General features: G+C 55.3%; 13 protein-coding genes. 6 read left to right on the plus strand and 7 right to left on the minus strand.

Translation table 11 applies throughout. The annotated features are described in order from the left end of the window. Positions 1-57: 57 nt before the first annotated feature. The gene (locus JN12_RS04005; protein ID WP_145018508.1) at positions 58-1,110 is read left to right on the plus strand and encodes a foldase protein PrsA; all 1,053 of its coding nucleotides are present in this window, start codon (positions 58-60) and stop codon (positions 1,108-1,110) included. A gap of 94 nt (positions 1,111-1,204) precedes the next feature. Here JN12_RS04005 and JN12_RS04010 read toward each other — a convergent pair whose 3' ends face one another. From JN12_RS04010 to JN12_RS04020, 3 genes are all read right to left on the minus strand, one after another. Next, entirely contained in the window at positions 1,205-1,423 is a 219-nt protein-coding gene (locus JN12_RS04010) for a DUF1450 domain-containing protein (RefSeq protein WP_145018511.1), read from the minus strand. Positions 1,424-1,434: 11 nt separating this feature from the next. After that, complete coding sequence (locus JN12_RS04015) at positions 1,435-1,953, minus strand: ferritin (RefSeq protein ID WP_145018514.1); 519 nt, start codon at positions 1,951-1,953, stop codon at positions 1,435-1,437. Positions 1,954-2,074: 121 nt separating this feature from the next. Further along, positions 2,075-2,839, minus strand: coding sequence for a slipin family protein (locus JN12_RS04020; RefSeq protein ID WP_145018518.1), 765 nt, complete (start codon positions 2,837-2,839; stop codon positions 2,075-2,077). Positions 2,840-2,949: 110 nt separating this feature from the next. On the opposite strand from JN12_RS04020, the gene JN12_RS04025 reads away from it, so the two are divergent. The 5 genes from JN12_RS04025 (at position 2,950) to JN12_RS04045 (ending at position 9,252) form a co-directional block, all read left to right on the plus strand. Next, on the plus strand, positions 2,950-4,332 hold the full coding sequence (locus JN12_RS04025; RefSeq protein ID WP_145018521.1) for a sigma-54-dependent transcriptional regulator: 1,383 nt from the start codon (positions 2,950-2,952) through the stop codon (positions 4,330-4,332). Between the two features lie 200 nt (positions 4,333-4,532). After that, positions 4,533-5,042 (plus strand): type II secretion system protein GspG, encoded by a 510-nt coding sequence (locus JN12_RS04030; protein ID WP_246125742.1) that lies wholly within the window; start codon positions 4,533-4,535, stop codon positions 5,040-5,042. 11 nt (positions 5,043-5,053) lie between these two features. Beyond that, positions 5,054-7,207, plus strand: a complete 2,154-nt coding sequence (locus tag JN12_RS04035; RefSeq protein WP_145018524.1) for an HD domain-containing phosphohydrolase — start codon at positions 5,054-5,056, stop codon at positions 7,205-7,207. Positions 7,208-7,445: 238 nt separating this feature from the next. Next, a complete protein-coding gene (locus tag JN12_RS04040; protein ID WP_145018527.1) occupies positions 7,446-8,123 on the plus strand; it encodes a hypothetical protein in 678 nt (225 codons plus the stop codon). Between the two features lie 43 nt (positions 8,124-8,166). Beyond that, on the plus strand, positions 8,167-9,252 hold the full coding sequence (locus JN12_RS04045; RefSeq protein WP_145018530.1) for a hypothetical protein: 1,086 nt from the start codon (positions 8,167-8,169) through the stop codon (positions 9,250-9,252). Positions 9,253-9,375: 123 nt separating this feature from the next. Here JN12_RS04045 and JN12_RS04050 read toward each other — a convergent pair whose 3' ends face one another. From JN12_RS04050 to JN12_RS04065, 4 genes are all read right to left on the minus strand, one after another. After that, complete coding sequence (locus tag JN12_RS04050; protein ID WP_170241840.1) at positions 9,376-10,185, minus strand: universal stress protein; 810 nt, start codon at positions 10,183-10,185, stop codon at positions 9,376-9,378. Positions 10,186-10,237: 52 nt separating this feature from the next. After that, complete coding sequence (locus tag JN12_RS04055; protein WP_145018537.1) at positions 10,238-10,981, minus strand: ABC transporter ATP-binding protein; 744 nt, start codon at positions 10,979-10,981, stop codon at positions 10,238-10,240. Between the two features lie 2 nt (positions 10,982-10,983). Then, positions 10,984-11,739 carry an ABC transporter ATP-binding protein gene (locus JN12_RS04060; RefSeq protein ID WP_145018540.1) on the minus strand — a complete coding sequence of 252 codons (756 nt, stop codon included), beginning with the start codon at positions 11,737-11,739 and terminating at the stop codon, positions 10,984-10,986. Continuing rightward, positions 11,732-12,383, minus strand: a 652-nt coding sequence (locus tag JN12_RS04065) for a branched-chain amino acid ABC transporter permease (RefSeq protein WP_145018543.1), incomplete at its 5' end; no start/stop codon positions are given. The genes JN12_RS04065 and JN12_RS04060, both read right to left, overlap by 8 nt.

The raw sequence follows: 12,383 nt of genomic DNA on the forward strand, positions 1-12,383 counted from the left end.
TGAAAAATGGTAGGATTCGGTCTTCCTGACAATTTCAATTAACAAAGGAGTCGCTGAATGATCGCTTGCAGAAAATTCCTGACCTCCATGGCATGCCTGACCCTGGCACTTACAGCCTTGCAGAGCAGTTCCGCACATGCTGCCGGCGCTGACGTGAAGGAATCTCCCGTCCCCGCCACAGCGGCCGGACAAACAGCCTCGACTGCCAGAAAGTCACCCGCCGACACTGTAGCTCGGGTCGGCACGGCCGCCATCACCCGCCGTGAACTGGAGATGGCCGTACAGAACATGATCGCCCAGGCCCAGGCCCAGAGGCAGCTCCCAGACCAGGTTCCCGATGAGATCAAGAAGCAGGCCGAAGCAAGGGCACTGGACCAGTTGATAGATTTCGAGCTGATCTACCAGGAAGCGCGCAAGATGAAGATCGACGACCTGGAAAAACAGGTCGATTTCAAACTGGCCCAGAGCAAGGCAAAATTCGCCACCCCGGCCGAATTCGATACCTACCTCAAAAATGAAGGGCTGACGGAAAAGGAGCTGACGGACCAGATCCGCCGCTACGCCATCACTGTCAACTACATCGAAAAGACCATCGCCAATAAAGTCGTGATTGCCGACGACGAGGTGAAGAAATTCTACGAAGAAAACAAGGCGCGGCTCGTCGAGGAGCCGGAGGTGCGTGCCAGCCATATCCTGATCGGCGTGGATGCCGCGGCAAGCGCCGACGACAAGAAAAAGGCGAAGGAAAAGGCCGAGGCGCTTCTGAAGGAAGTCAAGGCGGGCAAGGATTTCGCGGAACTGGCCAAAACCAGTTCCACCTGCCCGAGCAGCGCCCAGGGAGGCGACCTGGGATTCTTCAAGAAAGGGCAGATGGTCCCCCCCTTCGAGCAGGCCGCCTTTGCCCTTAAGCCGGGTGAAGTGAGCGACGTGGTTGAGACCCAGTTCGGCTTTCACATCATCAAGGTGATTGAAAAGAAGGAAGGGAAAACCACCCCATTGGAGGAGGTTCAGGACAAGTTACGCACCTACCTGAAGAACCAGAAGGTGAACAAGTCCATCGGTGAATTCGTCACCGGTCTGCGGAAAACGGCGACGATCGAAAAACTGTAGCACCGCCGCCATACAGCCATGAGACAACACGAAGCCTGCCAACGATTGCCATCCGTTGGCAGGCTTCGTGTTTTTTACCCTCCGGTTGCATACCTCAGTGTTGTTTCATTTCCGCTACGATTTTCCGGTACAGTTCATCGCCGTCGACGGCGCAGACCTTCTTCCCGTCCACCACGGCGAACGGGGTCTTGTGGCACGGTCCGCACTTCTTGATGCAGTCCTTGATTTTCACATCCAGCTTCGGAAACTCTTTCATCAGCCGTTTGCAGGCCTTGGACTTTCCCTTGTTGTGCTCGCAGAAACGAATCTTCATGGGCAGTGTCGCTAAGCCTGCGGGGCATCGGGCGGCGGGACAAAGACCCGCTGCCCGAGCTCGTTGTCCAGCATGAGGAGACCGTACCCATTGTCGCCGATCAACTTCAGCTTGCCGATGATCTCCCGGTCGTTTTCCTCCTCCTCGACCTGCTCGGTAATGAACCACTGCAGGAAGATCTGGGAGGCGTGGTCCTTCTCCGCAACGGCGTGGTCGGTCAATTCGTTGATGCACCGGGTGATGTGCTGTTCATGTTGCAGGGTCTCCTCCAGCATATGGAGGAGCGACATGAAACTGCTGGTGGGCGCGGTCATCGCCTCGATCACTGCCTGCGCCCCCTGGCTGTTGATGTAGGTATAGAACTTCATGAAATGGACCATCTCCTCCTGGTACTGGACGTTGAACCAGGTGGCAGCCCCCTTGAACCCCATGGCATTGGCAGCGGACGACATGTTCAGGTAGAGATGGGCCGAATAGAGTTCGGTATTCATGTGTTTGTTGAGGGCGGCGTACATTTTTTTGGACAGCATTGATTGTCTCCTCCTTTAATGTCTGGTGCTCGATTTCATCATAGCAGGTAACTGCCGCGCCACAAGGGGCGGAAAAACCGTTGGGGGCTCGGGGGTTAAGGTCTTTCCGATCCCATAACCCTCAGCTCTCTTTCTTGTCCACGAACAGCTTGATCAGGTCGATGGGGACCGGGAAGATGGTGGTGGAATTCTTCTCCGCAGCGATCTCGGTCAGGGTCTGCAAATAACGGAGCTGCATGGAACTCGGGTGTTCCGCCAGGACCTGGGCTGCCTGGGCCAGTTTTTCCGATGCCTGCAGCTCCCCTTCGGCATGGATGATCTTGGCCCGCCGCTCGCGCTCGGCCTCTGCCTGCTTGGCAATGGCCCGCTGCATCTCCAGCGGCAGGTCGATGTTCTTCACCTCCACCGTGGTCACCTTCACCCCCCATGGGCCGGTGTGGTTTTCCAGTATCTCCTGGAGTTCCTTGTTGATCTTCTCCCGGTTGGCCAGGAGTTCATCCAGCTCCACCTGGCCCAGCACGCTGCGCAGGGTGGTCTGGGCCAGTTGACTCGTGGCGTAGAGGTAGTTCTCCACCTGGACGATCGCCTTCTCCGCCTCCATCACCCGGATGTAGACCACGGCTGAGACCTTGATCGTCACGTTGTCACGGCTGATCACGTCCTGGGGGGGCACGTCAAGGGCGATGATCCGCAGCGAAACCCGCACCAGCCGGTCGATGCCGGGAATGATGATCACCAGCCCGGGACCGCGGGTCGCCTTCAGGCGCCCCAGACGGAACATCACCCCCCGCTCGTACTCGGGTAGGATCTTGATGGCGTTGGAAACAATGATAATGGCAACGATCACGAAAAAGATCATCGGGACAATACTGGCGATGTCGATCATTTACTCCTCCGGACACTGCAATGATAGCTGCCCCCAAAGTATAGCCCCCTCTGACGCGGCGTCAAACCGGCCTTGCCAAGGGAGCGTCAATCGTGCTATGAAGCGGAGTTATGAGGGAGAAGATCAACATCCTGCTGGTGGACGACGAGGAGGCGAGCCGCAAGGCATTGCTGCTGCTCCTGGCCAAAGGTGGCGACAGCTACCTGAAGGGGGTCGGCACCGGGGCGGAAGCCTTTGAACTGTTGACCCAGGAGCGGTTCAGTATCGTCATCACCGACCTTTTCCTTCCCGATTTCAGCGGTATCGACATCCTGAAGAAGGTGAAGGAAGACTCCCCCCAGACCGAAGTCATCATGATCACCGGTCACGCCTCCGCCGAAACGGCCGTCAGCGCCATGAAGGAGGGGGCCTACGATTACATCACCAAGCCTCTCAACATCGAAGAGCTGAAGATCATCATCGGCAAGGCGGTGGAAAAGGGTCGACTCCTCTCGGAAAACGTCTACCTCAGGAAGCAGCTCCTGGACAAATACGAGTTCGCCAACATCGTTGGCAACTCGCCGGCCATGCAGACGGTCTTCAACCTGATGAAGCGGATCGTCAAGACCGACTCCACGGTCCTGGTCATGGGTGAATCCGGGACCGGCAAGGAGGTGGTGGCCAAGGCGATCCACTTCAACAGCCACCGCAAGGACAAGCCGTTCATTGCCGTCCACTGCGGTGCCATCCCTGAAACCCTGCTGGAAAGCGAGCTGTTCGGCCATATGAAGGGGTCGTTCACCGGCGCCCACAAGGACAAGCTCGGCAAGTTCGAGGCAGCCAACGGCGGCACCATCTTCCTGGACGAAATCGGCACCATGCCGCACCAGTTGCAGAGCAAGCTCCTGCGGGTCCTCCAGGAGCAGGAGATCGAGCGGATCGGCTCCACCCGCCCCATCAAGATCGACATCAGGATCATCTCCGCCACCAACCAGCATCTGGAGAAAGAGGTGCGCAAGGGAACCTTCCGGGAAGACCTCTACTACCGGCTGAACGTCATACCGCTCGTCATCCCGCCGCTCAGGGAAAGAGTCTCGGACATCCTGCCGCTGGTGAGACACTTCATGGTCAAGTACTGCGACGAAATGGCGCGCCCCAACCTCACCATCGCCAAGGAAGCCCTGGAGGCGATGGAGCGCTACGACTGGCCGGGAAACGTGCGCGAACTGGAAAACGCCGTGGAGCGGAGCGTGGCGCTGACCGAAGGGGAACAGATCACCCTCCTGGATCTGCCGGCCAACATCAGCAAGCTCTACGGCCAGGCCGAATTGCTCGCACCCCGCGTGACCGAGCAGGGGATCGACCTGGTCAGGGTGGTAAACGACATCGAGCGGAAGATGATCATCGAGGCCCTGGCCATTGCCAGGGGGATCAAGGCCCGGGCCGCAACGCTCCTCCACCTGAACCGTACCACCCTGGTGGAGAAGATGAAGCGACTGGGGATGGAGGGGTAGCCACCCGTTGTTATCCGCAACAAAATAAATCCTTCTTTCTTAAGGTGTTGTCACACACCGTTTAAGCATTCGCAGATCCCCTCCGAATAGTACTCAGAGTAGAATTCACCTTTGTGTTTACCTGAAACAATGTAAACTGATAACGTAACGTTCCCGGGGAGCGACACTCCGGAAATGAGATCAGAATATCGGTAAATCCCGTGAAAACCCTGCGTGTGGCGATAACCAATGATGGGATGAGGGCGTTCAAGCGTGACCGTCGAGGGTTCACGCTGATCGAATCGATCGTTGCCGTAGCAATACTGGGAATTCTCGCCTCAATTGCCGTGCCGGCTTATAATCTGTATCTCAAAAGGGCAAAAATTTCGCACGCCATCGCCGAAATCCAGATGTTGTCAACCGCAATCAATGCCTACAGAAATGATCATAACCGGTATCCCGCTACACTTAATGATCTTGGCAACGACTATGGGACACTTACCGATCCATGGCAACACCCTTATCAATATCTGAACATTGCGGATGGGGACATTAAAGGCAAGGGGAGCCTTCGTAAAGACAAGTTCCTTAACCCGCTGAATACGGATTACGACCTCTACAGCATGGGAGAGGACGGGCAAAGTAAGCCGAATCTGAACGCCCCTGTGAGCCAGGATGACATCATCAGGGCCGCTAACGGCGGCTTTATCGGAATAGCATCAGATTTTTGAGCGGAATCGATATGAAAAAAAATGTGTCATATGTTCGCAGCCTGTTCGCCCAGAGAATGTTCGCACTATTCATTTTATGCGCCCTCGTTCCAGTCTGTATTTTGACGTTCATTTCCCTCGGGCAGATATCCGGCAAGGTCAGGGATGAAAACTTTGAACGCCTGCGCCATGCAGCCAAGAATGTCGACTCGACAATCCATGAAGGGTTGCTTCTTATTGATGCCGAGATAAATTCTGCATTGGTTCCACGGGAATACAGTTCCGAAGAACTGCACAAACTGACGCAGGAGAAAACGCACCAAAAGTTTCTCGGACTGACATTGTTCAGGGGAGAGACGTCTCATAAGTCAATATTCGGCGCTCCTATCCCCCCTCCTCACCTGGATACCACGGGGAAAAAACAGCTGGAAGCAGGCACCCCCTTTTTGTATCTGCAAAATAATGCAAAGCAGACACCGCGTATATTCATAGTCACATCGAAGAGCCAGAAACAGCCCGGACAGAACATGCTTGTCGGGGAGATCAATCCCGAATACCTGTGGCAGCTGGTAGAAGACGCTATTCCGCCAGCCGTCAATATCTGCATTCTCGACCCGAACGGAACACCGCTTTTCAGCACCACCAACATTGCATCAGGGCTCATCAACTCGGTCCTGGGAAAACTCAGTCGATCACAGATCGGTCATTTCGAATGGAACGATGGCGCCGAAGAGCATCTGATCAGCTACCGGTCGGTATTTCTCAAATCCAACTTCGGCGCAGACGGATGGACCGTTGTGGTAGCCCAATCCAAGAAGGATGCCTTCAAGCCGGTCAAGGCTTTCCTCAAAACGTTCTATCTCGTCGTGTTTCTTACTCTATTAATAGTGGTATTCATCAGCAGTATTCAGATTCGGAGAAGTCTGATTCCTCTTTCAATTCTCAGAGAAGGTGCGCAAAAAATCAGCGATGGTGATTTAACCACCCAGGTTACCATCTCCAGCGGAGACGAATTTGAGGACCTTGCCAGCTCATTCAATGCGATGTCAATCAAACTTGGGAGAAACTTCAATTCTCTTGACAGAATGGGAAAGATTGTCCGCAGCATGCTGGGTTCAAACTGTCAGGAGAGCATTGTAAAGGCAGTCATGCCGGAACTACGCGAAATCATCCTCTGTGATTCCATGGGCCTCTCTCTGATGGACACCGAAATAATCGACATTGCAGTTACGATATACGATTCTCCAACCTCTCCCTTTTCCTCTGCCAGCAAGCGGCATGTCACGGTTTTCACCAGTAACGATCTGGAAATATTGCAAACTGCTGCCGAGAGTATCCTCGTACATGAGCATGATAATTTCTCCTCACTGCTTGCACCGTTGACTACAGAAGGAGCAACTAAATTTCTTCTGCTACCGATTTTTATCAAAAATAGAGTCGCAGGAGTACTCACCTTAGGTTACCGGCAACTACCAGTGGATACTCACGAAGTCCTGATACAGTCACGTCAGGTTGCAGACCAGATAGCAGTGGCACTGGAAAATATTTTCCTGATCGAGGACCTCGACCGACTCAATTTGGGAGCAATGAAAGCCCTGGCAAATACAGTCGACGCAAAGTCACCGTGGACTGCCGGGCATTCGGAGCGGGTGACCAGATTGGCAGTAGCTATCGGCCGGGAAATGGAACTCACGGAACCCGAACTGGACTTGATCCACAAAGCGGGGCTTTTTCACGACATCGGCAAGATCGGCATTCCCGAAGCAGTCCTGGACAAGGCCGGGAAGCTGACCGACGACGAATATGCCCTCATAAAAAAACACCCGGAGAAAGGTCGGGAAATCCTTATGCCTATCGAGGCATATCACGACCTCATCCCCTTGATCGTTCAACATCACGAAAGGTTCGATGGACATGGCTATCCAACCGGGCTGTCAGGCGATGAAATCTCTCTGGGAGCCCGTATCATGGCGGTGTCGGATGTTTACGACGCACTGATCTCCGATCGTCCCTATCGTCCGGGGTGGGAATTACCCCGGGTTCTGGAATACATGGGGGAGGAAGCGGGAAAACAGTTCGACCCTGTCGTTGTCCAGGCATTCTTCAGGATAATAAACCAGGACACGGCGACCCGGCTGTCGGCCAGCTACTTAGATGACTCAGAGATCAGCGTAGCAGGAAGGTAGTGTCTCGATGAAGTTGCCATGCCCAAACTGCCGGGGAATCTGCCGGATCGATATTCCCAAAATACCTTGGGACTCCCTCCAGGCAACATGCCAACGATGCTCGATGGTTTTTGTCATAAAAGCCAGAGTCGACACCCGGCCGGACCATCGCGAGGCAAGGGTATACTGTTCCAACTGCGGTAATACACAGGCCTTCTCGGATCACTGCACGTCATGCAAAAGTCGCTTTGCACGCTTCATGCTCGTGCAGACGGAAAAAAGGATCACTGGTTCGAGAGCCAACAAGTCGGACTCTGCGATTGAAGGGAAACAGGACTCCGTCAGCAGGGGAAGAACGGCTGAACGGTTCGTTACCTGGCTTGGTTCACGGCCGCGATGGTTAACATCAGCCATAGTTGGCCTGGCCTTCCTGGCATGTTTGACACTGCTGGTCGGCCGCATGGTTTTCCATACGGATTCGGAAAAAGAGTATCTGACCAACTATGTGCAGACTGTATATGGAATAAATTCCGGCATCAAACTGAGCAAAAACATCTGGTTGAGATATTCTACTGAAGGGGTAAAGAGTTTTGAACCAGCCACCATAAGCCATATTGCCAAAGGTGATGAAAAAGAGAGCCTTGACATGGTAAAGAATGAAATAGATGGCCTCATGCTGAAACTTGCAACACATCCCAAAACATATGATGTGTCGTTTCATAAACTTCAACATCTGTATGAAACATACAAACAATTAAACGCTATTGTCATCGACTCGCTGGCCTTACCTACATGCAAAACAAGTGACATTAAAGTATTTGAGAATGAATATGCCTCCAGACTTAAAGATATCAAGCAGGACTTACCCGGCAAACTTTCTAATCAGTTCATCATTTCCGGCAGCAAGTATGATCTGCGTTTTTTCAACGATCTATAGCATTTCGAGGTAGGGTATCAGGTCATTTATACCGAGAGAGCTTATGACCAACCTGGTTGTCATCTCCAATGATCAGCGCGTGTCGACATTGATCGACTCTGCTCAACCGCTGGTGCGGGGCAAGATTGCCCTGGCGGACAACTTTGACCTCGGGATGGCGTACGTCTTTGAAAAGCACCCCGCTGCCGTGTATCTTCAGGACACCATCGATGGGATATCCTGCCAAAAGGTGGCGCACCATATCAGGAGCATGCTGCAGAACAGCGCGCCAAAACTCATCCTGCTGTACGATTCAGCTGCCGGCGCTGTTTCCGGCAGCGTCAATTTTGACGGCAGGATAGATCTGGCCATGGCCGATCCGGAGCGGACATCTTGTTTCCTGGACACAATCAAAGGCTCTTCTGCTGAGACCACAAGCCGTCCTCCAGCCGGAACGCCGGTATCAGCGACTCCCGGACCGGCGCCCCCCCCCGCCGATCTGCCAAAAGTCGTCGAAACAGCAGCCACGGAGACAGTGACCACCTCCACCGACAGCAAAATTCAACCCCACTATTATCTGATTGGAGTGGTTGAAGGTAATGTTGCGCCGAAGCATCCTATTATCGTCAGGAACATCAGCCGGTATACTGTCGGCCTTGCATTGATGGTTGTTGTTGGTGCTCTTTACTATCTACTCCATAAAGGAAATTTCTCACCTTGGAATACACAGTCTGTTTCGCTTTGGGGGCACAAACCCGCTCCCAAGGAAACGACGTTGCACTGGTCAGCACTGAACGTGCAGCGGTTGCCATCCCCGGTTCAACATGCGCAACCTGACCCATCGTTTGCAGCAACCTCACCCGGCTGGGAGCGCTATATTTCGGATACCGGGGAATTTCGCGTATTCCGCGAACATGGGGCCATCAAAGCGATACAGGTTATTGCCCGTAAAGGCAGCACACTGACCGATTCGTTCTTCAAGGAATTCCTGCATGAAATATGCACCGAGAAAACTGTTGGAAACAGTTCACGCCGCAAAGAAAACGGCTATGAACTGGAAAGTGGTACCTTGCCGTGTGGAGTGGAATTCACGATCTACAGGAAGCATGCGAGTGCTGCCATGGTCGCCTTTGTCATCTCGTTGCCATGAAACGATGGCCTCGTGAAACCAATTAACACCCTGCCATTTAGAACGTTCTTACAGGCATTGCTCTCGCCCTTGGAGAGACCACGACAGGGGAGAGATTAGTGCCTGGATATGAACCTCATTGCCTCAATGCGACAGAAGGACCGGCACGGTCAGGTGCCTGAGCACATGCAGAGCAACCGGGCTCAGGGCGAGAGCTCCCCGGCGGTTGGGGGCAAATGCCCCCATGACCAGCAGGTCGGCCGTATGTTCGCAGACAAGGTTGAGGATTTTGTCGCCGACCGATAGATTCCCACCACAGATCTGGTCGGTTCGGGCTGTTACCGCATGCCGGGCGAGATAGCTGCGGACGTTCATGAAATCGCTGTCACTGTCGGAGGTGATCACTTCCGCGCCGACACCGACGACGGAGACATGGTGGGACTTTTCGATATGCGGCATGGCGTCGTGCAGGCTCCTGACCGACTCCCGTCCCGTCTTCCAGGCGATCATGATCCGGTCTCCGGCCGTTTCGAACGATCCGGTATAGGGGACGACCAGCACGGGCCGCCCACAGGTCATCACCAACTGCTCCGGGAGGTCCGTGGGGACGTTCAGGCCCGGGGTGCGATAATTGGTCTGCCCGACGATGACCAGGTCCGAGTAGTAGGCCTGAACGGTCACAATATCCGAAACACTGGCCCCGATTACCGATGAATCGGCGAAGACCCATTCCGAGGCGATCCCGGCTGCGGCCGTTTTCTCCCTGAACATCGTCTCGACCCGCTCCAGACTGGCCCGTTCGCCAATGCCGCGGGATTCGTAATAGGCCTGGGTTATCGGATACATCCCCCGCAGACTGGCCCCATGCTTCCGGGCATAGAGGATGGCCAGATCCAGCCTGCTTTCTGCGGCATCGGAATCGTCCAGATGCACCAATATGTCTTTGATTCCCACGATATGGCTCCTTGCCTGATGTTTGGCTGCCCGCCGGTTGCTCCCGCGCCGGCTACGTTCCCGGTGCAGCTTTCTTTTCCTTCCCCAGATACGCACGCTTGACCTCGGCATTTTCCATCAGTTCATCTGCCATCCCTTCCAGGATGACCTTGCCGGTTTCCATCACATACCCACGGTCGGCCAGTTTCAGGGCCGCCTTCGCATTCTGTTCCACCAGGAGGATGGTCATGCCGGTTTCCTGCCGCAGCCGTTCCAGTACCCGGAAGATTTCCTGGACCACCAGCGGCGCAAGCCCCATGGAGGGCTCGTCCAGGAGCAGCAGTTTCGGCTTGGCCATCATGGCCCGGCCGATGGCGAGCATCTGCTGTTCCCCGCCGGACATGGTACCGGCCAGCTGATTGCGACGTTCCTCGAGACGGGGAAACAGTCTGAATACCTGGTCCATGTCCCGGTGAATGGCCGCGGTTTTCTCGGAACTGCGGTAGCGCAGGTACGCCCCCATTTCCAGGTTGTCCTCTACCGACAGCGGCTTGAATACCTGGCGCCCCTCGGGCACCTGGGATATGCCGAGTTTGACGATCCGGTCCGGCGCCAGCGCGGCAACGGATTCGCTCCGGAAGCTGATCTCTCCGCTGGCCGCAGGGGTTACCCCGGAAATGGTGTTGAGTATGGTGGTCTTGCCGGCGCCGTTGGCACCGATCAGGGTCACGATCTCTCCCTCACCCAGGGACAGGGAGACATCCTTCAGGGCGTGCACCTTGCCATAGTAGGTGTTGACATTATTGACACGGAGCATGGCTATTCGTCCTCCCCCAGGTACGCCGCAATAACTTCATGATTGTCCTGGATCTCGCGGGGTGTCCCTTCGGCCAGTTTTCTCCCGAGGTTCAACACCACGATCCGGTCGCAGATATCCATGATCAGTTCCATGTCGTGCTCCACGAGAACGACCGTGATGCCCGTCTCCCGTATCCGCTGGATGAGTTTTGCAAGCTCCAGGGTCTCCTGGTTGTTGAGGCCGGCGGCCGGTTCATCCATCAGTATGATCTGGGGTTCAACGGCCAGGGCGCGGGCAATCTCGAGCAACCGCCCTTTGCCGAAGGGGAGGTTGCCGGCGGTGACGTCGGCCAGGTCGGAAATCCCGGTGAAGTCCAGCCAGTTCAGGGAGTGTTCCCGAATGCGGCGCTCTTCCGCCATGTTCCAGGGCATCTTGAGACCGCAGGCCATAAGCCCGCTGGAACTTTTCGTGTGCATGCCGACCATGACGTTCTCGTGGACGGTCATGCCGCCGAACAGTTCGATGTTCTGGAATGTACGCACGAGCCCCAGCCGGGCCAGACGCTCGGGCGGCAGTCCGGAGACATCCGCCCCATCCAGCAGTACCTTGCCGGCAGTCTGGGTGTAAATGCCGGTGATGATGTTGAAGAGGGTGGTCTTCCCGGCGCCGTTGGGGCCGATCACTCCGGTAATATCCCCCTTGGCAATGGTAAAGGAGACGCGATCGAGGGCGGTGACGCCACCGAATACCTGGCTGATGCCGGAAACTTCAAGCATGCTCGACCCCTCCTTCCGACTTGAGCGCGGTCTTTCCTTTCGACTTGAGCAGTTTCCGGTACAGTTCGGGAATGCCCCGCACCAGTCCCCCCGGCATGTATATGACCATTAGCATCAGGAGGCCGCCGTAGATGATGATGTCGTAGTCGTGCGCGGCACGCAGAAATTCGGGAAGCAGGGTGAGGAGCGCGGCTCCGAGGAATGATCCGTAGATGCTCCCCAACCCGCCGATGACCACCATGGTGAGCAGTTCGACCGAGAACGTGAAGCCGAACGAGGCGGGTGAGATGAACGTCATCGTGTGGGCGTAGAGACTCCCGGCCAGGGCGCAGAAAACGGCCGAGACGGCAAAGATCTGGACTTTGAGCAGCCGGGCGTTGACCCCCACCACCCGGGCCGCCACTTCCGAGTCGTGCACCGCACGCAGTGCCCGGCCGATCCTGGAATTGGCCAGATTGAGGGAGAAGAGAACCATTAGCAGGGTGAAGACCCAGACCAGATAATAGTTTTTCAGATCCGAATCAAACGTGATGCCGTTGATCGAAAGGTTGGGTATGCCGGAAAGGCCCGAAGGTCCGCCGGTCAGATCGACCGTCTCGTTGAAGACGATGTAGATGATGATGCCAAGGCCAAGCGTTGCCATG

Source organism: Geobacter argillaceus (assembly GCF_007830735.1).
Taxonomy (GTDB): domain Bacteria; phylum Desulfobacterota; class Desulfuromonadia; order Geobacterales; family DSM-12255; genus Geomobilibacter; species Geomobilibacter argillaceus.